Origin of the sequence: Nocardiopsis sp. L17-MgMaSL7 (genome assembly GCF_003182025.1) — a bacterium.
Taxonomy (GTDB): Bacteria; Actinomycetota; Actinomycetes; order Streptosporangiales; family Streptosporangiaceae; genus Nocardiopsis; species Nocardiopsis prasina.
Genome location: NZ_QGTF01000003.1, coordinates 200,469 through 223,673, shown reverse-complemented (window position 1 = coordinate 223,673; position 23,205 = coordinate 200,469). Strand labels below are relative to the sequence as shown.

Below are 23,205 nucleotides of genomic sequence, written 5' to 3'. Positions count from 1 at the left end.
GTCCTGGGGCGCCCCCGAGTCTAGGTGTGCGTCCTCGGGGCTCGTCGCTGCGTCCGCGTCAGCTCGGTGTTCCAGGTCACCCGCGCTGACCAGGCAGTTCTCCCAACTGCGACGATCAGGGGCACAAGGGCCAAAGGGCCCATCCAGAGATGACCTTGGACCCTGAGCATGGTCAAGCTGTCCCTGCGCCTGCCCGCGGTCTGAACAGGTAGGGAGCATCCCGCACCACGCGTGAACCCTCCCCGAGGAGTTCCGCCCCGGTCACCGTGGACGACCGGAACGCGGCGACCTCCACCGTGAGGTCCCTCATTCCTGCCAAGGAGGTCAGGTCCACGGGGCCACGGCCGTGTATGCGCAGGGTACGAAGATGTGGAATCTGTCGTATCCAAGGGGGAGCTATGAAGTGATCCGTTTTGTGGATCAGGTTGATTCTGTGCAGTGCGGAAAGTTCCGTAGCGGCCTTCGCGAAATCCTCGTTCTCTAAGTGGTGGTCCTCGATTTCCAGTTCTTCGAGGAGGGGTAGGCCTCGTAAGATGGAAGGGGGGAATGATTGAAGCTCATCATCGACAACGGAGAGGCTGGCGAGGGAATCCTTCTGGCTGAACAAGGGTCTCATGTTGAAAGGATTTCGGCAGCTGATCAATGTGATTCTATTTAGAGAGTTTGGTGCAGTTGTCAGGTACTCTAGGTATTCCGCATTGTTTTGAAAGCGGAATGACAGTGAGAGATTCCTGTTGAGCTTGGGAAGTAAATCGTTCAGGGAATGCGGTGGAAGGGTGTGGTCGAGCTGAAGGTGCTCCAAATTTCGAAAACAAGCTAACTTTTGCAGGTCGAGAACGGTTTCTGGGTGACTCAGGGAGAGGTCTCTGATCTGGTTCTTGGGGAGTGGTTCAATGCTGGAGATGTAAGTTCTACCGAAGTTCTTGAAGGCCTCCAGTTTATTGAGGTTGCTGAGTGGGCTGAGGTCGATCTCCCATGGGGGGCTGGCGGAGTCGACTTTCAGGGAGACCTGGGTGAGGCGTAGCATTTCGGAGAGCGGTGTGATTTCGTCGCCTTCGGTTCCCTCGACCATGACGACACGGGCCCGCGGTACGTATCGCGGCAGCAGGTGCAGGTCACTGGTGGCTATGGGAAAGGCATAGCGGTAGGTGCCAAGCATCTCCTCCAGTGCCGCCTTGGCCAGTTCCAGGGAAGGGGCTCGCTGCCAGGCATAACGCGTGGCCAAAAAAACGGCTTCGCTGCGGTAGGGTAGACACCGCTCGATCACGGGGACCGATGCAGGGCCGCCGATCAGCGAGGCTGCCTCGATGATTTTCGCTGCCTGTCTCGCGTTCTGTGCCGGGGTCCTGGCGAGCAGTTGCAGAGCCGACTCACCGACCAGCCCCAAGGCGTGAACGTGCTCCTTGGTTCTGGGTGGCAGGATGCTCTGGACCCGTTTCTCCACCGCCTCCCGGAGGTGCTCGGCCAGCTGAGGAGAGGTCTCCAGGCAGGCGAAGGCCACCAACAGCAGCCGATCGTGGTGCTTCTTCACCTGGTCAGCCCGCTCCAACAGCCCGGTGACCAGTTCCTCCCTCTGCGTCGGGGTGGCGTGCCCGGCGGCCATCACCACCACCTCGTGCCACTGGTCGTCATGCGCCTTGCTGACCAGTAAGGGGAAGCTGTCCTCCTCCACGATCGCCTTGGCGGCCAGGTACTCCTCGAAGGTGCGGTGGAGGAAGCTCACCCGGTCGACCGTCGGGCTCTGGAGCAGCCCGCTGCGCACGATCAGGTGGGTGAAGACCTCTCCCGGCTCCTCCGTGACCCGGTGCATGCTTCGCAGCACCTTGGTGACCTGGCGTTGCGCGGTGGCGGTCGGTGCGTCCGAACTGCCGTTGATGATCAGCCACTTGGCCAGTTCCTGGAGTAGCAGCACCAGTTCGCTCCGGGACAGCTCCACTCCCTCGATTCCGCGCTGCTGGTCGCGGTCCTTGAGCAGCATCGCCAGCGCAGCCTCGTACACCTCCATCCGGTCCCTGGGCAGCGATGTGTGCCGATCCCGGTACAGGGCGCACAGCAGCGCACAGAGGAGCGGCGTCGCCGCGATCGCTCGCAGGTGCCGCTGCCCCAACACCTTGCGAGTGAGTTCGTGTTCGTAGGTGTCCAGGCGTTCCAGTTCGGCCTCGTCGGCGATCTCGCTCCGTACTGCCTCGTGCCAGTGGTGAATGAAGGAGCCGACGTCGTCGTCGGTGAGGGGTTGGAGTTCGGCACTGACGAACCCGTCCGCCTCCAGCCATGTCTCCTGTGCGGCCCCGGGTCGGGTGGTGACCACGTACCGGCTCTCGGGGAAGTCGGACATGAGATCCCGCAGCCAGCGCCGGGCCGCCTCCCTCTGGGTCTGAGGGAGTTCGTCCACACCGTCCACCAGCACGATCCCCCTGCCCTCGGCGAGCACACGGTTCGCCCACCCCACCGGAGCCTGGTCGGCCAGGTGGCGTCCGGTGTGCCGGACGAAGTCAGCGGGCTCGGGCAGTTTCTCGCCCACGTACTGACGGAGCGGAACCATGAAGGGGGTCAGCCCGTTCCAGGCGGACATCGCCTCGGGGAAGTCGCCTCGGCAGGCACGCACCCCCACCCAGCGCATCAGGGTGGTCTTGCCGGTTCCGGCCGGTCCGCGCAGGAAGGTGCGCCTGTGCGAGGCCAGGGCCTGTTCCACGCGCAGGTCGCCCGAGAGAGCTGGATCAGCGTGCAGTGTCGGGTCCCACGCCTGTTCCTCCTGGTGCCAGGACACCCGAAGGCTCAGGTACGCCAGGGTCAGCGGATACCGCTGGGTCCGCGCGTCCGTGCCGAACAGCTCCAGAACGTCCCACCGCTCGGCGGCCGTCCTGCGGTAGGCGGTCACGAAGGCAGCCTCGGCGTCCTCCTCCCGGCCCTTCCCCTCCCGGCCCTCCGCCTCCGGGATGCGGTCCAGCAGTTCGTCCAGCTTGCCCAGGACCAGGCTCTCCCGGCGCAGCAGTTCGCTGAACGCCCCGGCCTGGAAGCGCGGCAGGGTCCTCAGGGTGGCCATCACGTAGGCACACGACTCCGGCAGGACCCGGTCGAAGAGGGTGACCGCCTGCCCGCTGAGGTCCCTGGTGGCGCCGGGTGCCCTGGCCCGCACGTACCGCTCCAGGTACAGGGGGTCCAGGTCCTGCTCGAACAGCACGCGGTCGGTCAGTCCGGCCCGCTCGAAGGCGTCCGCGACGGCCAGCACCGCCGCCTCGCGCTCGTTCTCGGCCAGACCCTGGAACTCGTGGTCGAGGTAGCCGACGACCCGGTCGGCGATGCTCTCCTCGATCTCCGCGAACTTGCGCTCCAGCTTGCGCTGGTCGCGTCTGCCGGTGACCTTCTCCTGGACCAGGTCCACCACGGTGGTCGCGGCGTTCTCCGCGATCGGGTTGCCGATCCAGATGCCACAGGCGGCCTTGACGACCGAGACGCCCAGCTTGAGCGCGGCTTCGTACACGTGCGTACTCCGGGGGGTCGGAGGGAGAGGGGGCGAATTCCACACTAGAACGCGAAGGGCCGGTTCGGGCGTTTTCCACAACCCGAACCGGCCCCTGTCCGAAGACGGACTCCCGTCCCCTGACTCCGGCTGCCCTACAAGCCTTCGGTGGTGAACTCGACCGGCTCCTGGTCGAAGCCGCCGGGTCCTCCCGGGAACAGCACGTACCCCGTGACGCCCTCCGGCATGGACGGTCGCACGGTGCTCAGCAGCAGGTCCGGGTGCCCGTCACCGTCGTAGTCGGCCAGCGCGTGGTGGTGGTAGGAGCCGAGGTCGCCGCGCTCCGGGACCGTCAGGGCGGCCGCCCGCTCACCGGTCAGGCCCTCGGGGCCGCCGAACAGCAGGGTGGCGGTCTCGTGGGAGTGGAACGGTCCGGTCATGGCCACCGCGTCGTCGTACCCGTCGCCGTCGACGTCACCCACCAGGAGGCCGTTGCCGAACCCGTCCCCGTCCTCGGCTTCGCCGGGAACGCCCTCGCTGTCGAGGGTGAGGCGGTTCGGTTCGGCGTCCAGGAAGCCGTCCCCGCCCGCGTAGGCGTCCACGTACCCCGGGTGCAGTTCGTCCTCGTGCCCCGGCTCGTTGTTGGGGATGCCGCTCACCCCGATGAGCAGGTCGGGGTGGGCGTCGCCGTCGAAGTCGCCGTTCGCGTACGCGTGGCTCAGCCCCGTGTCGCCGACGACCTCCTGAGCGGGTCCGTCCGGCCCGGAACGGAGCACCAGGTGGGGTGCGGGGGACTCGTCGCGGTTGCGTACCAGCAGCAGGTCCAGCGCCGCGTCGCCGTCGGCGTCGATCACGTCGAGCTCGGCGTCCGCGGCGTCACTGGGCAGGGTCACCTCGCGGCTCTCGGCGGCGGAGCCGTCCCGCTCGAAGGGACCACGGTGGAAGGTGGTCTCGAACTCGTCCATCGGGGAGCCCTGGAGGTGGTCGAGGACGGTGACGTCGGTGTTTCCGTCCCCGTCGAAGTCGCCGACCACCAGGGACACCGCGTACATACCTCGCGGATCGTCCATCTCCAGCCAGGGCAGGGGCTGGGCCTCTCCGGAGGGGCCATCGGGTCCGCCCCACACCACGTAGCCGCTTCCGGCGTCCACGAGCAGGTCGGTGTAGCCGTCGCCGTCGAGGTCACCGGTGTCCAGGACGGTGAGGAGCTCGCCGTCGTCGGCCAGCCCCAGATCCTCGCGGGTCAGGGTGACGGAGCGGTCGGGGGACAGCCCGTCCGGCCCGCCGAGCAGCACGCCGACGTAGGGCTGGCCGGTTTCCGGGTCTCCGGTGCGTCCGCTGATCGGCAGGTCCGTGTAGCCGTCGCCGTTGACGTCGTCGGCGGCCGGGGTGGTGCTGCTACTGCTGGTGTTCTCCGCCTCGTCGAGGTCGGTGCTCGGGGCGCCGCAGGCCGTGGCCAGGAGCACGAGCGCCGCGCTCAGGGGAACGGTGGTTCGGTGAAGGATGGGGGCCTCCCAGGGGTGAGGAGGACGGCGAGTCCGTCCGGTGGGTGGGCGGCACGGGGCCGCGGGAGTTCACCAGTTCAGGGGCGTGGTCCCGGGCGCTCCGGGCCGCTCGGTACACCCTTCCGTGTACTCCCCGGTGGATAAGTTCGCCGTGAAGGCCCGAGGAACACGAGGTGAGCCGTGCGGGCCGGGCGCCAGGGACAGAAGGAAGGGCCGGTGCGGCCTCTGCCGCACCGGCCCTTCCAGCGTTCCTCGGGAGGGAGCCCTGTCCGTCACCCGGTCACTTGGTCACCTTGGCCGAGATGGTGTCCAGGTCGTCGTGCCGGGTCTCACGGCTGACGATCAGCGCGCCCAGGGTGATGGTGCCGACCACGATCAGGTAGCCGCCGACCCAGGCCAGTCCGAAGGTCCCCGCGAGCCAGGTCGCGATGTAGGGCGCGAACGAGGCGCCCAGCAGGCTGGCCAGGTTGTAGGCGGCCGAGGCGCCCGTGTAGCGCACCTTGGTCGGGAACAGCTCGGGCAGGACCGCCGCCATCGGGCCGAAGGTCAGTCCCATCAGGGACAGGCCGATGATCAGGAAGGCCATCACGCCGACGGTCCCGCCGCTGCCCATGAGCGGGCCCATGGCGAAGCCGAACACGATGATCGCGGAGGTGACCGTGATCAGGACGGGCCTGCGGCCGAACCGGTCCGCGAGCAGCCCGGAGATCGGGGTGAACAGCGCGAAGAACAGGACGCCGATGAGCAGGAAGACCAGGAAATCGGTGCGCTCGTAGCCCAGGCCGGTCTCCGCGTCGGTGCCGAAGCCCAGGGAGAAGACGGTCATGAGGTAGAAGAGCACGTAGGTCGCCAGCATGATGAGCGTGCCGATGACCACGGCGGGCCAGTTGTGGCGGAAGACCTCGACGATGGGGGTCTTGACCCGTTCACCGGAGGCGATGACCTTGGCGAAGGCGGGCGTCTCGTGCAGGGTGAGCCGCACCCACAGGCCGACGATGATCAGCACGGTGGACAGCAGGAACGGGATGCGCCAGCCGTAGGCCAGGAAGGCCTCGTCGGTCATGGTCTGGCTGAGGATCAGGAAGACGCCGTTGGCGAGGAAGAAACCGATGGGCGCGCCCATCTGCGGGAAGGTCCCGTAGAAGCCGCGCTTGCCGGGGGGAGCGTTCTCGGTGGCCAGCAGTGCCGCACCACCCCACTCGCCGCCCAGGCCCAGACCCTGGCCGAACCGGCACAGCGCCAGCAGCAGCGGGGCCGCGACTCCGATCTGCGCGTAGGTCGGGAGCAGCCCGATCGCGATGGTCGCGACGCCCATGGTCAACAGGGACGCCACCAGGGTCGCCTTGCGGCCGATCCGGTCGCCGAAGTGGCCGAACACCCAGGAGCCGATGGGGCGTGCCACGAAGGCGATGGCGAAGGTCGCCAGCGACTGGAGGCGGGCCGCCATCATGTCGCCCTCGGGGAAGAACAGGTAGGGGAAGACCAGGACCGCTGCGGTCGCGTAGATGTAGAAGTCGTAGAACTCGATGGACGTGCCCACAAGGCTCGCCGTGAGGACCTTCCGCTTCGGGTTGGTCGGTGGCGCGGCCGTCTCGGCTTGTGGCCGTTCCGGCGCCGGGTTGTCTTCGGCGACGTCCTTCATGAGTGAGTTCTTTCCAGGTCAGTGCGGGTTGTTGGAGGGATGCTAGCCGCGGTGGACGTCATATGGAACTTTTGTCTCAATATGTGGACACTTGGGATGAGGGTGGGAGTCCTCGTGTGAGAGCGGACGAAACGGGATCAACTGCCATGTGGGTCCTCCCGCCTCCACGGTGATCCCTCTCACCGGGCCCCTGTGTCACGTTTCAGGACACACGTCCCGTCATGTGGTCGCCACCGCTCGAAGTGTCGAGGAGGCCCCATGGCACACCAGATCCGCGTGCCCGGCGCGGACGCGCGCCGGCCGCCAACGGTGCGCCCTCGTGCGAACCGGACCGGGGGAGAGGTCTCAGCGCGCGGAGTAGCGGTCCCGCGAACCGAGCCTCGGAACCCCGCTGACCCGCACGACCCGGGTGCAGTGGTCCCGCAGCCCCTTCACCAGCTCACCGTTGGGCCGGTCGCTGCGCTCGACCCACTCCTGGGCGGCGCTCACGCTCGCGCCGCCGGCCATCTGGCGGCGACGCAGCCGACGCTCACGCACGCGGTCCTCCGCCTCCACGTACCAGAGCTCGGCGAACAGTCCGCGCACCCCGGTCCACGGCTCCTCGTCACTGGCGAGGTAGTTGCCCTCGGTCACGACCAGCCGCGTGCGGGGCCCGATCGCGTGCTGGGCGGCGATGGGCTCGTGCAGCCTGCGGTCGTAGTCGGGGACGTACACCGGGCTGTCGGTCTCGGTCAGGAGGCGGCGCACCATCGCCAGGTAGCCGTGGGCGTCGAAGGTGTCAGGAGCTCCCTTGCGGTCGCGTCGGCCCAACCGGTCCAGCTGCGCGTTGGACAGGTGGAAGCCGTCCATGGGCAGGTATCCGGCGGTGCCCGCGCCCGCCCGCTCGTCGACCGCGTGCACCAGGTAGCGCGCCAGGGTGGATTTGCCAGCGGCAGGGGCGCCGGTCAGGCCGAGAATCACGCGTGCGGGACCCTCGGGCGGGTCCTCGGGTACCAGGGCGAGCGCGTCGGCGACGAGGGATTCGAGCATGGCCTCCAGCCTAGACCCACTCCCCGTAGGAGATTCGGAGTCACGACGGCGAACGTCGCGAATCCCGGGCCCCGAGTCCGTCGCGGACACGGGGCCCAGGGCGGGCGGGGGACCGTCAGGCCGGACCGCGCGTGGTGCGCACCGCTTCGGCCCGGGAGGTCACGGGGCGTGTCCCACGTAGGCGAGCGCCTGGCGGACCAGAACGCCCTGCCCGCCGGGCATGTCCGCCCGCACCTGCGGGCTGGTGGCCTCCTCGGGGGTGAACCACACCAGGTCCAGTGCGTCCTGACGGGGTTGGCAGTCACCGCTCACCGGCACCACGTAGGCCATGGCCACCGCGTGCTGACGGGGGTCGTGGAACGGGGTGACCCCGGGGGTGGGGAAGTACTCGGCGACGGTGAACGGCTGAGGCGAGCTGGGGATACGCGGCAGGGCGACCGGGCCCAGGTCCTTCTCCAGGTGGCGCAGGAGCGCGTCGCGCACCCGCTCGTGGTACAGCACCCGCCCGGAGACCACGGAACGGTTGAAGCTGCCGTCGGGGTCGGCGCGCATCAGCAACCCCACGTGGGTCACCGAGCCCGACTCGTCCACCCGCACGGGCACCGCCTGGACGTAGAGCACGGGCATGCTGGCGCGGACGCTGTCCAGCTCCTCGGAGGAGAACCAGCCGGGCTGGGTGTCAGCGGTTTCGGTCATTGGGGTCGCGGTCGACGGTCTGCCCGGGGCAGCCGCGTGCCGCTCCCTCCCTTCGCTCTCTTCGTGTCCATGAGGGCCGTCGGTGCCCCTCCCGCAGGGGGAACGGTGCCACCGGCCGACACACGGGTGTCCAAGTACCGCTTTTACCGCACGAACGCGCGGAAAGCACGGTGCGGGGGCCGGATCGGGAGTGTCCGAGAGAAAGGAGTGGGGGTCCTGTGGACACGGGGCCCCACGACGACTCGCCCAAACACGGGAGACGGTGACACCCGGGTGACGGTCGGGTCATATCGGCGAGATTCCGGCGGATTTTCTCATGGAAACCCTCCCGGAAGCTCATGGGAGAGGTTACGATCTCGTACGCGGTTGCGTAGTGGAAAGGTTACGTCCGGTGAGAGGTGGCCCGAGTGGCGAAGGATGGCCCGTTCTCGGCCCAGGAACGTTTTCCCTGCACGGGAGTGACGGTGGTGCGCGTCCACGGTGAGGTGGACCTGGCCACCGCCGATCGGCTTCGGGAGCGACTGCTCCAGGCCGCGCAGGCCTCGCGGTGCGACTGCCTGGTCGTGGACATGTCCCGGGTCGGCTTCTTCGACGCCAGCGGAGTGCGCGCCCTGGTCGCCGTCTACCAGGTGCTGACCGGGCAGGGCAGACACGTGGTCCTGGCCGAACCCGCGCCCATCGCCGAGCGGGTGCTGGAGGCGCTCGGGATGCGGCGCCTGTTCGAGGTCTATCCCATGGTGGAGATGGCGCTCACCCACACCAGCGGTCTGCGCGTGGACGGCGAGCCCATCTTCGACAATCCCGTGCCCTGACCCGTCGAACCTCGGGCGCGACCGTGCCCGGAGACGACGCGTGTCCCGGCGCCCCGGGGAAGTGGGGCGCCGGGACACGGTTCCGGACGAGCGGTGCGGGGCACGACCGCTAGGGCAGCACGGAGGTCCCGGACTCCGAGGACGCACCGTCGCCGCCAGCTCGCACCAGGAACGGTGCCAGGAGCTCGGGTACGGCCTCGTCCGCCCATCCCAGGCCCTGACCCAGACCCACGTCCAGGGCCGTGTACATCCCCTCGCCGGAGGCCGTGGTGGCCGCCACGTCGGCCAGACCGAGCCGACGCTGGAACGGCGACCGCGTGATCCGCCAACCGATCACCGCCTCCCGCTCCAGGGTCACGGTGTCGCGGGAGGCCATTCCCTTGCGCACCACCAGGTACTTGGGGTGCAGGCCGTGGCCCAGGCCCCGGTAGGAGCCGACCGCGAACCAGAACGCCACCACCGCGAACAGCAGCGCCACCGCGAACCAGCCCCAGCCCGGGGTGGCCTCGACGGTCGGAGTGGCCAACGGGAACGGCATGAACTGCTCCTCCGCCGACCGCAGCGCGTCCCACCAGGCCTGGGTGGCCACCTGGTGGAGCCAGGCGAGCCCACCGGCCAGCGCCACCCCCGCGAGCGAGCACACCGCCGCCCGGGTGAACCGGCGGCGCAGGGCCGCCCTCGGGTGGCGGGCCAGCGGCACGTCCAGCGCCGAGGTCGGCTCGTTCATCAGGTCGGCGCCCAGTTCACGGGCCCGCTTCCGGGGCATGGCGGGGGACAGGCGGCTCTTGGCCTCGGCCTTCTCCGCGTCACCGGCGGACAGGCCCGTGGCCACCGCGCGGACGGAGGCCCCGCCGACCGACCTCAGCACGAAGGGTTCGTGGAGCACCACGCCGTTGAGTCGGCGGCCCTCCACCGACAGCGAGACGCTGGTCAGCAGACCCCGTCGCAGCCGCACGGTGCCGTCGGGCTCACGGACGAGCCGGTAGTCCCACCAGGTCTCCACGGCGACCAGGAGCAGGACGGCCACTCCCGACACCAGCAGGGCCAGCAGCAGGCCCGGGACGACCAGCAGCAGCTTCCCCATCACGAGGCTGGACATCTCCTCGGCGCTGGGCAGGTCGGCCTGCTCGGAGATCCACCTCCAGCCGTGGCCGCCGCTCTGCGCGTTGATGCCGACCAGGGCGGCGATCACACCGAGACCGATACCGAAGGTCGCCGAGGTGGCGGGCGCGTAGGCGAACCAGCGCGGGTTCAACCGGGCGAGCTCGGTCTCCTCCTCGTCCGGGACCTCCTCCGAGCCGCTCTCGGAGTCCCCGGCGCCCACGGAGCCCGTGACCGGGGCGGCGCGGCGCAGGAGTTCCCGGCGGAGCCGCTCACCCTGTTCCGCGGTCACGTACTCCAGCTTGAGCTGGTCCCCGCCGCCGGAGCCGGCCGACTCACCGGTGCCGACGGTCACCGAGCACAGACCGAAGATCCTCGTGTAGAGCGGGGCTGCCACGTCCACGGTGCGCACGCGTTCGCGGGGGATGGACCGGTAGGCCTTGGCGATCACCCCCGAGCGCATCTCCATGCGCTCGGCGGTGACCTGGTAGCGCACCGCGCGCAGGCGCACCATGTCCAGGTAGGTCATCACGCCGACGAAGGCCAGGGTCGCCGGGAGGGGTGCCAGCGCCCACCAGGCGAGTCCCACGACCACCAGGACGATGGTGCCCACGACGGCCGCCGGGACCAGGAACACGGACGCGACGACCGAGGTGGCCCACACGCTGAGCGGGCTCAGCCCCTCCCAGTCGTCCTCGGCGCCCTCCACCGGAGGTGCGGGGTGTTCCGGGTCGGCCGCGCCGCGGACGGGTTCCACGGGCGGGCCCTCCTCGGGGCGGTGGTCGTCGTGGGAGGTCATGTCGCGTCCCCCGGAATCGCCTCGGTGCTGTCGGTGAGCTGGTCGGCCACCTCGGTCGCCAGCTGGTGGTCCAGTCCGCTGATCTCGATCGGCCCGGCGGCCGAGGCGGTCGTCACGGTCACGCTCGACAGTCCGAAGGCTCTCTGGAGCGGTCCCCGTGCGGTGTCCACCGTCTGGATCCGGGACATCGGGGCGACCCGCCACTCCTGCCAGATCCATCCGCTGGAGGTGTAGACGGCGGTGTCGGTGATCTCCCAGCGGTGCACCCGGAACCGCCACTGCGGCATCACGGCGGTGATCAGGAGCCCGATCCCGCCGACGACTCCGGCGGAGACCAGGAACCAGAAGCGCACCGGTTCCCAGATCAGCGCGGGAACGACCGGGATGACGGTGAGGACGACCGTCACCGCGAGGGACCGGGTCGTCCACCACCAGATGGCACGCCGGTCCACACGGTGGTTGGGCGGTCGCAGGCGCAGAGCGTCGGTGCTCATCGCGTCCACGTCTCCTCTCAGGCAGGGCCCCGGGGGGAGGCCGTTCCTTAAAAGTGATATCACAATGCTATGCTCCAGTCATCACCCAGGAACGAGCCCCGAGGGAAGGAAGGCCGACAGATGAGCGAGACGCCGAGTGTCGTCAGGCCAGCGCCGCAGTACAGGGAACGTGAGGCCTTCGGGTCCGGCGGCATCCCCATGTTCGTCGTGTCCCTCGTGCTGTTCCTGGGCGGAGCCGCGATCGCGGCCCTGCCCCTGATCGGCCTGCACTGGTCCATGGTCGTCGTCGGCGTCGTGATCGCCGTCGTGGGCGTCGTGCTGGCCGTCGGGCTGACGATGGTCGCGCCCAACGAGGCCCAGGTCGTCCAGTTCTTCGGCCGCTACGTCGGAACCATCCGCACCGACGGTCTGCGCTGGGTCAACCCGCTCACCGTGCGCAACGCGATCTCCACGCGCATCCGCAACCACGAGACCTCCGTCATGAAGGTCAACGACGCCTCCGGCAGCCCCATCGAGATCGCCGCCGTCGTCGTCTGGCAGGTGGAGGACACCGCGCGCGCCTCCTTCGAGGTGGACGACTTCATCCAGTTCGTCTCCACCCAGACCGAGGCCGCCGTCCGTCACATCGCGGGCAAGTACCCCTACGACTCCTACGGCGACGACGCCGTGCCCTCACTGCGTGACAGCGCCGACGCGATCACCGAGCAGCTGTCCAAGGAGGTCGCCGAGCGGGTCGACGCGGCGGGCGTGAAGATCGTGGAGTCCCGGTTCACCCACCTGGCCTACGCCCCGGAGATCGCCCAGGCCATGCTCCAGCGTCAGCAGGCCAGCGCCATGATCGCCGCCCGCGCCGAGATCGTCGAGGGCGCCGTCACCCTGGTCGACCGGGCCCTGGAACGCCTCTCGGACGAGGACGTCGTTGACCTTGACGAGGAGCGCAAGGCGGCCATGGTCAGCAACCTGCTCGTGGTGCTGTGCTCGGACCGCCCCGCCAGCCCCGTCGTCAACACAGGGACTCTCTACCAGTAGATCCGGGTGAGGTGCCGTGCCCGAGCGCAAGAAGGTGCTGCTGCGGCTCGACCCCGCCGTCCACGACGCGCTCGCGCGGTGGGCGGGGAACGAGCTCCGCAGCACCAACGCCCAGATCGAGTTCCTCCTGCGCCGCGCCCTGGACGAGGCGGGCCGCATGCCCAAGGAGGCCAAGGACATACCCCGCAGGGGGCGTCCTCGCAGGGACACTCCCGAGGACCCGGAGGGACCGCGGGACCGGGGATCGGGGCCGTAGCGGACATGAGTGAGCCGGGTGCCCGACGGGCACCCGGCTCACTCTGCCGAGGGGAGGAGCGGACGTCGTTCCCCGGTTCCGGCGTCTCCCGCTGCGTGCGCGCCGGCCTGGAAACGGGCGGGGGCGGGAGCGGACCCGCCTCCCCGCCCCGTCCCCGGCCTAGCCCAGGGCGGCCGCGGCGGCCCTGCCAGCGGTACGGCCGGAGAAGATGCAGCCGCCCAGGAAGGTGCCCTCCAGGGACCGGTAGCCGTGGACACCGCCACCGCCGAACCCGGCCACCTCACCGGCCGCGTACACCCCCGGCAGCGGCGTGCCGTCGGCCCTCAGCACACGGGCGTCCAGGTCGGTGTGCAGGCCCCCGAGGGTCTTGCGCGTGAGGATGTGCAGGCGCACCGCGATCAGCGGACCGGCCTTGGGGTCGAGGATCTGGTGCGGCCTGGCCACCCGGGCCAGCTTGTCGCCCCGGTAGTTGCGGGCCCCGTGGATCGCCATGACCTGGAGGTCCTTGGTGAAGGTGTTCACCATCTCCCGGTCGCGTGCCACCACCTCGCGCGTCACCGTGTCGGCGTCGAGCACGTCGTCGCCCGCGACCTCCCTCATCTTCCGGATCAGCTCGGGCAGCCGGTCCGCGACCACGAAGTCGGCCCCGTTCTGCTTGAAGGCCTCCACCGGGCCCGGGGCGCCGGGGAGCACCCGCTGGAGGACCAGCCTGACGTCCTTGCCGGTCAGGTCCGGGTTCTGCTCGGAGCCCGAGAGCCCGAACTCCTTCTCGATGATCTTCTGCGACAGCACGAACCACGTGTACTCGTGGCCGCTCTTCATGATGTGGTCCAGCGTGCCCAGAGTGTCGAACCCCGGGAAGTACGGGGCTGGCAGCCGTTTGCCGGTCGCGTCCAGCCACAGCGACGACGGGCCGGGCAGGATGCGGATGCCGTGTCTGTCCCAGATCGGGTCCCAGTTCTGGATGCCCTCGGTGTAGTGCCACATCCGGTCCCGGTTGATGATCTCGCCGCCGGCCTCCTCGGTGATGCCGAGCATGCGCCCGTCCACGTGGGCCGGTACTCCCGACAGCATGTGCCGGGGCGCGGTGCCCAGGCGCTTCGGCCAGTTCCGGCGGACCAGCTCGTGGTTGGCGCCGATCCCTCCGGCGGTCACGACGACCGCCTGCGCACCGACCTCGAACTCGCTGACGGCGTCCCGGTTGCTGGCCCGGCCCCGTTCGGCGCCGCTGGGGGCCAGCACCGTCCCACGCACCCCGGTGACCGTCCCGTTGGTCACGACCAACGCGTCCACCCGGTGACGGAAGCGCAGCGAGACCAGGCCGCGCTCGACGGCCGCGCGGACCCGGCGCTCGAAGGGCTCGACCACACCCGGGCCGGTGCCCCACGTGATGTGGAAGCGCGGGACCGAGTTGCCGTGTCCGTCCGCGAGGTAGCCGCCGCGCTCGGCCCAGCCCACCAGGGGGAAGATCCTGAGGCCCTGCTGGCGCAGCCAGGAGTACTTCTCCCCGGCGGCGAAGTCCACGTAGGCCTCGGCCCACTTCCGCGGCCACTCGTCCTCGGGGCGGTCGAAGGCGGCCGTACCCATCCAGTCCTGGAGGGCCAGGTCCCTGGAGTCCCGGATGCCCATGCGCCGCTGTTCGGGGGAGTCGACGAAGAACAGTCCGCCGAACGACCAGAAGGCCTGGCCGCCCAGGGACTGCTCGGGCTCCTGGTCCAGCAGGACCACCCGCTTGCCCGCGTCGGCCAGTTCGGCCGTGGCGGCCAGTCCGGCCAGCCCCGCCCCCACGACGACGACGTCGGCCTGGTCGGCTCCGGTACTCATGCGGTTCTCCTCGGGGGTCGTCCGCGCCTCGGCGGGCGCGGCGTGCTCGGTGGTCCCGACTGTGCACCCGTGTGGTCCGCGCGGCAAGACGGGTGTGTGTCCGCCGCCACATCCTTTGTCAGGGGGTGACAAACCCGGTCCGGCGCGGTCAGGCGCCGAAACGCACCAGGGACCGGCCGCCCCGTCCCCGGCGCATGCGCTCGAAGGCGTCGGGGACGCCCTCCAGCGGGATCTCGTCGGTGACCATGGCCGCCAGTCGGAGGTCGCCGGAGCGGACGGGTTCGGCGAGCAGCGGGATGTCCCGGGCCGGGTCGGAGGATCCGTACACGCAGCCCTGGAGCGTGCGGGCCTGGTGGAACAGCTCCAGGGCGTTGAAGGACACCTCGTCCCGGTGCGACCCCACACCCACGACCGTCACCGTTCCGCCCCGGCGCGCCGAGTTCCACGCGGTGCGCACCACCTCGGCCCGCCCCACCACCTCGAAGGCGTGGTCGACCCCGCGTCCGCCGGTGAGCCCCCGCACGGACCGGTGGGTGTTCGGGTCGGCGACCAGGAAGTCGGTGGCGCCCAGCGAGCGGGCCAGGTCCTCCTTGTCCGGGGACACGTCCACCGCGATCAGCGGGTCGGCCCCGGCGATCCGGGCCGCCTGGAGGAGCGACAGTCCCACACCGCCCAGTCCCAGTACGAGGGCGGACTGGCCCGGCCGCAGCTTCGCGGCGTTGTTCACCGCTCCCCAGCCGGTGAGCACGGCGCAGCCCAGCACCGCCGCGACCGCCGGGTCGACACCGTCCGGCAACGGCACCAGGGCGCGGGCCGGAACGACGGTGGCCTCGGCGAAGGCCCCCGTGTTCAGCCCCGGGTAGACGGGCGTGCCGTCGGTGAGCGCGGCGTAGGGGGAGAGCGTGCCGTCCAGGGCGTGCTCGCACAGGTGGGGTTCGCCCTGTTCGCAGAACCAGCAGGCCCGGCAGGGCGGCGCCCAGTTCAGGATCACCTGTTGGCCCGGCACGACCCCGGTCACGCCGGAGCCGATCGCCTCCACGGTGCCCGCGCCCTCATGGCCGAGCACGGCGGGCCAGGTCTGCGCCAGGGTGCCGTCGGACAGCGAGAGGTCGGAGTGGCACACTCCCGCCGCGACCATCCGGACCCGCACCTGGCCGGGGCCCGGGTCCGGCAGGACGACGTCGCGGATCTCGGGGGGTGCTCCGGTGGCGAGGAAGACGGCTGCCCTGACGGTGGTACTCATGGTGAGCTCTCCAATCGCGGAAGTCCCGCGACCCTAGCAAACCGGCCGGTCGGTCTCCTGCTCGGGTGCCGTCCCCCCAGGGCAGGCCGCGTCCCTTCATCCGGCGTCCGTCCAGATTGTGGAAAGCCTGTGTTGGCGGGGCTTCGGCGCGGGTATCTCACCTCTGTCCGCCGGAGGACGCGGTCCGGTCACTGCCCGGACCGGCGCGCACCATCCGGTCTCCGGTACGCCTCGACGGGGAGGTTCCATGGTTCGACCCCACGGCCCCACGGCCGCGCCCTCACGACGGCACTACCTGATGTGCCGCCCCACCTACTTCGCGGTGGACTACGCCATCAACCCCTGGATGGACCCGGCGGTCGGGGTGGATCGCCCCCGGGCCATCCGCCAGTGGGAGGGGCTGCGGGACCTCTACCGATCCCTCGGACACCGGGTCAGCGAGATCGCGCCGATCGAGGGGCTGCCCGACATGGTCTTCGCGGCCAACGGCGCGCTGGTCGTGAACGGGCGCGTCTACGGCGCCAGGTTCGCCAGCGCCGAACGCACCCCGGAAGGCCCGGCCTTCCTGGAATGGTTCCGCCAGGAGGGGTACACCGAGACCCTGGAGCCCAAGTACGTCAACGAGGGCGAGGGGGACTTCATCACCCTCGACGACGTCGTCCTGGCCGCCACCGGGTTCCGCACCGAGGCCGCCGCACACCAGGAGGCCGAACGCCTCCTGGGCCGCCCGGTCGTCACCCTGCAACTGGTCGACCCCCGCTTCTACCACCTGGACACCGCGCTGTTCGCCCTGGGGGGCGACCGGATCGCCTACTACCCGGGCGCCTTCTCGCAGGGCAGCCGCAGGGTGCTGCGCTCGCTTTTCCCCGATGCCCTCGTCGCCACGAAGGAGGACGCGTCGGTGCTCGGCCTCAACGCGGTCTGCGACGGCCGGAACGTGGTCATCGCGGCCGAGGCCACCGCGCTCGCCGACCGCCTGCGGGGGATCGGCCTCACGGTCCACCCGGTGGAACTGGACGAGCTGCGCAAGGCTGGCGGCGGGGCCAAGTGCTGCACGCTCGAACTGCGGGACGCGCCCACGGAGTGACACCCGGTTGACCGGCCACGGGCGGACCCCGCGCACCCGCACGGCGTCCGCCCCCGGGGCGCGGTCCGCTGTGGGATGCGCCACGTGCCCGATCCGGCCCCGCGGTGGCCGCACAGGTCACGTACACGCCGGTCCGGCCCTTCGGGAACCCTCCCAGCGCCCCCGCACCCACGACCCGCGGCCGCCGTCACCGGCCCCCTTAGGCTCGGTTCACGTGACGACCAAACAACGCAGACTTCCGCGCGCGGTCAGGGAACAGCAGCTGATCGACGCCGCCGTCTCCGTGTTCTCCCGCGGCGACTACCGCACGGTCAGCGTCGACGAGATCGCGGCGGCCGCCGGGACCTCCAAACCGACCATCTACCACTATCTGGGTTCGAAAGAGCGCATCTTCGTCGCCTGCGTGCGCCGGGAGATGGAGCGGTTGATCGAGGCGGTCCGAACCGCCGTCCACGACCCCGGCGCCCCCGAGGACGACGATCCGCTGCGCCGGGGGATGCAGGCCTTCTTCACCTTCGTCGTGGACAACCGCCAGAGCTGGACCGTCCTCTACCGGCGCGCCGCCGTCCAGGGCGAACCCTTCGCGGGTGAGACCACCCGGCTGCGCGACCGCGTCACGGCGGAGGTGGCCGAGCTCATCACCTCCTGCACCCGGGACGGCTACGGCAGCCTGGAACCCCGCGACGCCCAACTGCTGGCGCGCGTGGCGGTGAGCACTGCCGACGCCTTCGCCGACTGGCTGCTGGACCACCCGGACGAGACCCCCGACACCATGGCCGGGCACGTCACCGCGCTCACCTGGTCGCACCTGCGCGAGCGCCAGACGTCCGTCACCTGACGGCGGGGCCGCCACCGGGCGGTGACGACCTAGCCCCGGGGCCTCCGCTGGTGGTTCAGGGCCAGCAGGCTGACCAGGTCGTAGGCCACGTGTGAGGCGGCCGTCGAGGTGATCTGGGCGTGGTCGTAGGCAGGGGCGACCTCGACCACGTCCGCGCCGACCAGGTTGAGGTCGGCCAGCCCGCGCAGGATCTCCAGGAGCTCGCGGCTGGTCAGACCACCGGCCTCGGGGGTGCCGGTGCCGGGGGCGTGCGCCGGGTCGAGGACGTCGATGTCCACGGACACGTACAGCGGCCGGTTCCCGATGCGCTGGCGCAGGGCGTCGGCGACCTCGTCCACGCCCTTGCGCATGACGTCGGCCGAGGTGACGATCCCGAACCCGAAGCGGCGGTCCTCCTCCAGGTCGCGCTTGCCGTACAGCGGGCCCCGCGTCCCCACGTGCGCGATCGCCTCGGTGTCGAGGATCCCCTCCTCCACCGCGCGGCGGAACGGTGTGCCGTGGGTGTAGGGCTCGCCGAAGTAGGTGTCCCAGGTGTCCAGGTGGGCGTCGAAGTGCAACAGGGCGATCGGACCGTGCTTGCGGTACAGCGAACGCAGCAGCGGCAGCGCGATGGTGTGGTCGCCGCCCAGAGTGACCAGCCTGGTCCCCGCCTCGACGAAGGCCGAGGCGCCCTGGTCCAGGGTCTCCACGGCGTCACCGATCGAGAACGGGTTCACGGCGATGTCGCCGCCGTCCACCACCTGGAGGCGCTCGAAGGGCGCCACGTCCAGTCCCGGGTGGTAGGGGCGCAGCAGGCGGCTGGCCTCGCGGATCGCGGACGGGCCGAAGCGGGCCCCGGGCCGGTAGGAGACCCCGGTGTCGAAGGGGACGCCCACGACGGCCACGTCGGCGTGTTCGACCTGGTCGATGCGGGGCAGCCGGGCGAAGGTCGCCGGTCCGGCGAAGCGTGGGACGAGACTGGAGTCGGTGGGGCCGATCGGGCTGCTCATCAGGTCCGTTCCTGTCGAGGGTGCGGTTTCGGCCAGAGTAGGGAGCGGCTAGGCTCCACTCCAGTAGTCGAACCATACGGATCGGATCCGTTCTTTGGATGAACCATCCAAAGCGGGTGCGCGCGGACAGGGGGACGCATGGGGGAAGCAGCGGGTGGGCCCGACAGCCACGACGTGCCCCTGAGCGTGGTCACGGGCCGCCGTGACCTCGCCCTGACCACCGTGGTCCAGGCGGGGGACCCCGGCATCACCTGGGCCGTGGCCAGCGAGATGGTCGAACCCGCCGCCTACCTGCGCGGCGGCGAACTCCTGCTCACCGCGGGGGTTAACCTGCCCGACACCCGCGACGGGGTGCTCGCCTACGTGGGCTCCCTGGTCCGCGCCGGGGTCGGAGCACTCGGCTTCGGGGTGGCCCCGGTCCACGCGGCCGTCCCCCCGTTCCTGGTCGAGCAGTGCCGTGCCCAGGGGCTGCCGCTGTTGGAGGTGCCCGGCCCCACCCCCTTCGCGGCGGTGAGCCGCGCGGTCGGCGAGGAACTGGAGGAACGCCACCTGCGCGACGTACGTCGGCTCGGCGAGGCCCACCAGGCCCTGGCCCGAGCGGTGGCCGCCCCCGCACCCGTGGAGCGGGTCCTCAACGTCCTGGCCCACTCCCTCGGCGGCTGGGCGGCCCTGGAGCCCTCCGACCCGGCCGCTCCCGCGTATCGGACACCCGGTGCTCCCAGCGTCGCGGACCCCGCCCTGCGCCCCCTCCTGGACCGCCTCACCACTCCGGAGGGTCCACGGAGCGCCAAGGCCCCCAGCGGCACCGACGAGGTCTTCCTGCACACCGTCGGTTCCCCGCCCGAGGAGGCGGGAGTGGTCCTGGTGGGCCGCCGCACGCCCCTGGGCATCACCGACCGCGCCGTCCTGCGCACCGCCACCGCCCTGCTCGACCTGCTCTCCCGCACGGCCGACGACACGTCCGCGCTCCCGGGGAGGCTGCTCACCGGCCTCCTCCTGGACGGCGACCTCGACGAGGAGACCCTGCCGCTGCTCACCGAACTCACCGACTCCCGTGGCAGGGGGGACGGGTCCGGGCTCCACCGCGTGCTGCGTGCCCGGGCCCCGGGCACGGGGGATCGCGTCGAGTCGGCCGACCCGCCCCTGGGCACGCGACTGGTGGACCGGGTGCGGGCGGACGGGGACGGCTCCGCCACCGGGGACACTGTGCGTGCCGTGCTCGCGGACCGGGGCGAGGACGCCCACCGCGCGCACCTGGACCTGCTGCGGTCGCACGGGTGGACCGCCGCGCTCAGCCCGCCCGTTCCCCCGGGCGAACTGCCCCGGGCCGACCGCCAGGCGGCCGCCCTGCTGGTCCGCGCACGCGCCCTGGGGGCCCCGCTGCTCTGGGACGACGACACTGACCCCTTCGACACGCTCCTGGACCCGGCCGACGCCGACGACCTCAGCCGGGTGCTCCTGGGACCGCTCGCGCGGGAGACCAGGGCGGCCCGCACCCTGCGGGAGACCCTGCGCACCTGGTTGGCCCGCCACGGCAACTGGGACCGCGCCGCCAACGACCTGGGGGTGCACCGCAACAGCGTGCGCTACCGGATCGGCGGGATCGAGCGGGACCTGGGCGTGGACCTCACCGACGCCGAACAGCGCATGCGCCTGTGGTTCGCCCTCACCCGCCACACCGAGGGCGATCGCGACCCCGCCGTCCGTAGGCACTGATAGCAGAGGCCTCTCATCCCGTGGGGTGGCTGGCCGCTTCCGGCCACGACCGCTCCCTCTTCGACGGTTCGGCCGACTCGGGGGACGAAGCTCCTCTCCGCAGAGTGACCATGGTGAACAGCGGGGCGCAACTGGCGGCGGACCCCGCAGGAATCGGAAGGTGCTGTCCGAAACACCCTCCGAATAGAACGCGTCTCCCGGTTCCGTTGGCCCTGCCCGACCCGAACCAGGAAACTGGGGATCTCCTTGACGAACCTGAGGACCTGGGGGCCACCATGAACGGCTTTTCGCAGCGGATCGGCTCCCGGGCCGCGGGTGGGTGCGGTTCGGTCGGGCACGGCGCCCCACCCGACGGACGGAGTCGTGTCGCCTGGGGCCTGCTCCGTGGCGGTACCACACTGCGTCGGAGTCCACTGTGAACGGGCGCGGTCAGTCCCTGGGCCGGGGCCAGGGCGTGCGCCTCCCCTCGCTGGACACCGCGCTCCCCTCCGGGGCGAACGCGCGCGAACACGCGGTCCTGCTCCGACGCGCCCACGACGCGCGGCTCACCGGACGGCCCACACCGGCACCGCTGCGCCCCGTGATCGAGGACTCCTGGGGGCGCATGCGCCAGTTCGGCATCGATCCGGACAGCGCGCCGCCGCCCAAGGTGGCCCGGCTGGACGAACTCCAGCGCTTCCGGGACGCCTCACCGATCTCCGAGGTGCTCCCGCTGATCCGCCGCTCCCTGGTGTCGGTGGCCGACGAGGCCGAGCACATCATGCTGGTGACGGACGCCGCCGGACAGGTGCTGTGGAGGGAGGGCTCCCGCCGGATGCGCGCGATCAGCGACAGGGTCGGGCTGGTGGAGGGCTCCTACTGGAACGAGGGGAGTGTGGGCACCAACGCCATCGGCACCGCGCTCGTGGTGGGGCGGCCTCTCCAGGTCTACTCCGCCGAACACTACGTGCGCAGCCTGCACGCCCTCACCTGTGCCTGCGCCCCCGTGCACGACCCCCGGGACGGGCGCCTGCTCGGAGCCATCGACGTGACCGGGCCCGTCTCCACCGTCCACCCCTCCACCCTGGCCCTGGTCAGCGCGGTCGCCCAGCTGGCGGAGGCACACCTCCAGGGCCTGCACCACGGCCACCTCGAGCGGCTGCGCTCGGTGGCCGCGCCGCTGCTGGCCGGTCTCACCCGCCCGGCGCTGGTGGTGGACGACACCGGGTGGACGGCGGCCGCCGTCCACATGGAGCCGGTCCGACGGGTGCTGCTGCCCAAGCACTGCGAGACCGGGACCGCCTGGCTTCCGGCGCTGGGGGAGTGCGCCCTGGAGCCCCTGCCCGGGGGCTGGCTGATCCGGCCCAGCCCGGGGGAGCGGGCCGTGCCCTCCACCGTCACCCTGGACCTGTCCCGTCCCGCCGCCACCGTGACGGTGGCCGGGGACAGCGGCGAGTGGTCCCAGCGCCTGTCGCCGCGCCACACCGAACTCCTCCTCCTGCTGGCCGTGCACCGTGACGGACGCTCCGGGGTGCAGCTGTCGCACGACGTGTTCGGCTCCGGCCAACACGTGGTGACCGTGCGGGCCGAACTCTCCCGAGTGCGGCGCAACCTGGGCGGGGTGATAGAGAGCCGGCCCTACCGCTTCTCCGACGACGTGCGGGTCCGCGTGCTCACTCCGGAGCCGCCGGTGGACCTGCTGCCCGGATCGTCCGCCCCGGGAGTACGGGAACTACGGGAGCGCGTGCGCAGGGAGGACCTGTTCGATCGCTCTGGGCGATGAGGTCGCAACCTGTTGCAACCGTTGCCGGCGACGCGTGAATCGGGTCAACTGTTACCGCGCGGCCCGCTCACCGGTGGGCGGCCTCCGGGCAAGAGAGGGCACGGCGGGCTGTCCACCGGTGCGGGACGCGTCCGCGTCCTTCGCGCCTTGAGGGGGGTGACGGGGGCTGACAGCGGACGCGCCCACGGGCTGGTGCCCCGTGAGTATCGGGGGAGACTCCGGGGCCACCGCGCACACGACGGTACGGCCCAGGGATGTGTGCATCCCTGGGCCGTGCCTTCACGCGTCATGGGGGCGTGCGCGCTACTCCTCGTCGGCGGGCGGCTCGGCCCCCTCGGGCGGCCCGGAGGCCGCGGCGTCCTTCTCCGGCGGCTGCGCGTTGGCGGGCGAGCACTGGAAGCAGTCCATCGTGAAGACCTCCTCCTCACCGACCAGACCGGTGAAGGCCCCGTGCAGGCTGTCGTCGCCGGCCTCTCGTTCGGCGAGCGCCTCGATCAGCAGACGGCCCTGGAAGCGGATCTGTTCCCCGTCCCGGCTCTGACCGGTGCACCGCACCTCCAGGCGGCCCCCGCGCGCCCGCTGCCCCGGCGCACCCTCGGCGCCCGGGGAGGCGGAGGGCTCCTCCGCGCCGCCCGCCGTGACCGCGTCCTCGGCCAGGTCCTCGGAGGGTTCGGCGGACGGGCCGCCCTCGGGTACGGCGGTGCAGTCCAGGGGCGCGGCCACGGGATGGCCCTTGCGGGCGAAGGCGCGCTCGGCTCCGGGGCGCAGGACCGACACGGACAGGGCGTCGGCTGCTCGCTCCAGCTCCAGCAGGGCGGCGTCGGGGCTCTGCTCCGGTGCCTCGTCGGCGGTGCACGAGGTGAGCGGTGCGCACAGCAGCAGTGCCAGTGAAGCGGTGACGGTGGTCGAGCGGACTCCCATGA

18 protein-coding genes are annotated in these 23,205 nt (G+C 71.0%); 7 read left to right on the top strand and 11 right to left on the bottom strand.

Annotation, left to right across the window (positions count from 1 at the left end):
- Positions 1 to 172 precede the first annotated feature (172 nt).
- From BDW27_RS06345 to BDW27_RS06325, 5 genes are all read right to left on the bottom strand, one after another.
- The gene (locus BDW27_RS06345) at positions 173 to 3,481 is read right to left on the bottom strand and encodes an NACHT domain-containing protein (RefSeq protein ID WP_110048584.1); all 3,309 of its coding nucleotides are present in this window, start codon (positions 3,479 to 3,481) and stop codon (positions 173 to 175) included.
- Positions 3,482 to 3,615: 134 nt separating this feature from the next.
- Positions 3,616 to 4,926: a VCBS repeat-containing protein gene (locus tag BDW27_RS06340; RefSeq protein ID WP_110048583.1), complete on the bottom strand. Its 1,311-nt coding sequence runs from the start codon at positions 4,924 to 4,926 to the stop codon at positions 3,616 to 3,618.
- A 319-nt stretch (positions 4,927 to 5,245) separates the two neighbouring features.
- A complete protein-coding gene (locus BDW27_RS06335; RefSeq protein WP_017543468.1) occupies positions 5,246 to 6,607 on the bottom strand; it encodes an MFS transporter in 1,362 nt (453 codons plus the stop codon).
- A 345-nt stretch (positions 6,608 to 6,952) separates the two neighbouring features.
- Complete coding sequence (locus BDW27_RS06330; protein WP_110048582.1) at positions 6,953 to 7,636, bottom strand: nucleoside/nucleotide kinase family protein; 684 nt, start codon at positions 7,634 to 7,636, stop codon at positions 6,953 to 6,955.
- A gap of 159 nt (positions 7,637 to 7,795) precedes the next feature.
- Positions 7,796 to 8,332, bottom strand: a complete 537-nt coding sequence (locus tag BDW27_RS06325) for an NUDIX hydrolase family protein (protein WP_017543466.1) — start codon at positions 8,330 to 8,332, stop codon at positions 7,796 to 7,798.
- Positions 8,333 to 8,790: 458 nt separating this feature from the next.
- On the opposite strand from BDW27_RS06325, the gene BDW27_RS06320 reads away from it, so the two are divergent.
- The gene (locus BDW27_RS06320) at positions 8,791 to 9,144 is read left to right on the top strand and encodes an STAS domain-containing protein (RefSeq protein ID WP_017543465.1); all 354 of its coding nucleotides are present in this window, start codon (positions 8,791 to 8,793) and stop codon (positions 9,142 to 9,144) included.
- 109 nt (positions 9,145 to 9,253) lie between these two features.
- On the opposite strand, the gene BDW27_RS06315 is transcribed toward BDW27_RS06320, so the two are convergent.
- Together BDW27_RS06315 and BDW27_RS06310 are read right to left on the bottom strand one after the other, a co-directional pair.
- Positions 9,254 to 11,044: a PH domain-containing protein gene (locus tag BDW27_RS06315; RefSeq protein ID WP_110048581.1), complete on the bottom strand. Its 1,791-nt coding sequence runs from the start codon at positions 11,042 to 11,044 to the stop codon at positions 9,254 to 9,256.
- A complete protein-coding gene (locus tag BDW27_RS06310; RefSeq protein ID WP_026129053.1) occupies positions 11,041 to 11,538 on the bottom strand; it encodes a PH domain-containing protein in 498 nt (165 codons plus the stop codon). Before BDW27_RS06310 ends, BDW27_RS06315 begins: the two co-directional genes overlap by 4 nt.
- Positions 11,539 to 11,658: 120 nt before the next feature.
- Between BDW27_RS06310 and BDW27_RS06305 the strand changes: the two genes are divergently transcribed.
- Both BDW27_RS06305 and BDW27_RS06300 read left to right on the top strand, forming a co-directional pair.
- Positions 11,659 to 12,567, top strand: coding sequence for an SPFH domain-containing protein (locus BDW27_RS06305; protein WP_017543462.1), 909 nt, complete (start codon positions 11,659 to 11,661; stop codon positions 12,565 to 12,567).
- 16 nt (positions 12,568 to 12,583) lie between these two features.
- The gene (locus BDW27_RS06300) at positions 12,584 to 12,823 is read left to right on the top strand and encodes a hypothetical protein (protein WP_110048580.1); all 240 of its coding nucleotides are present in this window, start codon (positions 12,584 to 12,586) and stop codon (positions 12,821 to 12,823) included.
- A gap of 159 nt (positions 12,824 to 12,982) precedes the next feature.
- Here the strand turns inward: BDW27_RS06300 and BDW27_RS06295 are convergent, their stop codons facing one another.
- Both BDW27_RS06295 and BDW27_RS06290 read right to left on the bottom strand, forming a co-directional pair.
- Complete coding sequence (locus BDW27_RS06295; protein WP_110048579.1) at positions 12,983 to 14,647, bottom strand: FAD-binding dehydrogenase; 1,665 nt, start codon at positions 14,645 to 14,647, stop codon at positions 12,983 to 12,985.
- A gap of 148 nt (positions 14,648 to 14,795) precedes the next feature.
- Positions 14,796 to 15,890 carry an alcohol dehydrogenase catalytic domain-containing protein gene (locus BDW27_RS06290; protein ID WP_110048578.1) on the bottom strand — a complete coding sequence of 365 codons (1,095 nt, stop codon included), beginning with the start codon at positions 15,888 to 15,890 and terminating at the stop codon, positions 14,796 to 14,798.
- Positions 15,891 to 16,137: 247 nt separating this feature from the next.
- On the opposite strand from BDW27_RS06290, the gene ddaH reads away from it, so the two are divergent.
- On the top strand, positions 16,138 to 16,977 hold the full coding sequence (gene ddaH / locus BDW27_RS06285; RefSeq protein WP_026129052.1) for a dimethylargininase: 840 nt from the start codon (positions 16,138 to 16,140) through the stop codon (positions 16,975 to 16,977).
- Positions 16,978 to 17,191: 214 nt separating this feature from the next.
- Positions 17,192 to 17,815: a TetR/AcrR family transcriptional regulator gene (locus BDW27_RS06280; protein WP_017543457.1), complete on the top strand. Its 624-nt coding sequence runs from the start codon at positions 17,192 to 17,194 to the stop codon at positions 17,813 to 17,815.
- Between the two features lie 29 nt (positions 17,816 to 17,844).
- Here BDW27_RS06280 and speB read toward each other — a convergent pair whose 3' ends face one another.
- A complete protein-coding gene (gene speB / locus BDW27_RS06275; protein ID WP_110048577.1) occupies positions 17,845 to 18,804 on the bottom strand; it encodes an agmatinase in 960 nt (319 codons plus the stop codon).
- Between the two features lie 138 nt (positions 18,805 to 18,942).
- Between speB and BDW27_RS06270 the strand changes: the two genes are divergently transcribed.
- Together BDW27_RS06270 and BDW27_RS06265 are read left to right on the top strand one after the other, a co-directional pair.
- Entirely contained in the window at positions 18,943 to 20,520 is a 1,578-nt protein-coding gene (locus tag BDW27_RS06270; protein ID WP_110048576.1) for a PucR family transcriptional regulator, read from the top strand.
- 415 nt (positions 20,521 to 20,935) lie between these two features.
- Positions 20,936 to 22,282 carry a GAF domain-containing protein gene (locus BDW27_RS06265; protein WP_233515655.1) on the top strand — a complete coding sequence of 449 codons (1,347 nt, stop codon included), beginning with the start codon at positions 20,936 to 20,938 and terminating at the stop codon, positions 22,280 to 22,282.
- 303 nt (positions 22,283 to 22,585) lie between these two features.
- Here the strand turns inward: BDW27_RS06265 and BDW27_RS06260 are convergent, their stop codons facing one another.
- A complete protein-coding gene (locus tag BDW27_RS06260) occupies positions 22,586 to 23,203 on the bottom strand; it encodes a hypothetical protein (protein WP_110048575.1) in 618 nt (205 codons plus the stop codon).
- Positions 23,204 to 23,205 lie beyond the last annotated feature (2 nt).

What these genes read in the sequence shown, in the direction of transcription:
- BDW27_RS06335 (WP_017543468.1), bottom strand. Translation starts at nt 6,607, where the DNA reads ATGAAGGACGTCGCCGAAGACAACCCGGCGCCGGAACGGCCACAAGCC.
- BDW27_RS06330 (WP_110048582.1), bottom strand. Translation starts at nt 7,636, where the DNA reads ATGCTCGAATCCCTCGTCGCCGACGCGCTCGCCCTGGTACCCGAGGAC.
- BDW27_RS06325 (WP_017543466.1), bottom strand. Translation starts at nt 8,332, where the DNA reads ATGACCGAAACCGCTGACACCCAGCCCGGCTGGTTCTCCTCCGAGGAG.
- BDW27_RS06315 (WP_110048581.1), bottom strand. Translation starts at nt 11,044, where the DNA reads ATGACCTCCCACGACGACCACCGCCCCGAGGAGGGCCCGCCCGTGGAA.
- BDW27_RS06310 (WP_026129053.1), bottom strand. Translation starts at nt 11,538, where the DNA reads ATGAGCACCGACGCTCTGCGCCTGCGACCGCCCAACCACCGTGTGGAC.
- BDW27_RS06305 (WP_017543462.1), top strand. Translation starts at nt 11,659, where the DNA reads ATGAGCGAGACGCCGAGTGTCGTCAGGCCAGCGCCGCAGTACAGGGAA.
- BDW27_RS06295 (WP_110048579.1), bottom strand. Translation starts at nt 14,647, where the DNA reads ATGAGTACCGGAGCCGACCAGGCCGACGTCGTCGTCGTGGGGGCGGGG.
- BDW27_RS06290 (WP_110048578.1), bottom strand. Translation starts at nt 15,890, where the DNA reads ATGAGTACCACCGTCAGGGCAGCCGTCTTCCTCGCCACCGGAGCACCC.
- ddaH (WP_026129052.1), top strand. Translation starts at nt 16,138, where the DNA reads ATGGTTCGACCCCACGGCCCCACGGCCGCGCCCTCACGACGGCACTAC.
- speB (WP_110048577.1), bottom strand. Translation starts at nt 18,804, where the DNA reads ATGAGCAGCCCGATCGGCCCCACCGACTCCAGTCTCGTCCCACGCTTC.
- BDW27_RS06270 (WP_110048576.1), top strand. Translation starts at nt 18,943, where the DNA reads ATGGGGGAAGCAGCGGGTGGGCCCGACAGCCACGACGTGCCCCTGAGC.
- BDW27_RS06260 (WP_110048575.1), bottom strand. Translation starts at nt 23,203, where the DNA reads ATGGGAGTCCGCTCGACCACCGTCACCGCTTCACTGGCACTGCTGCTG.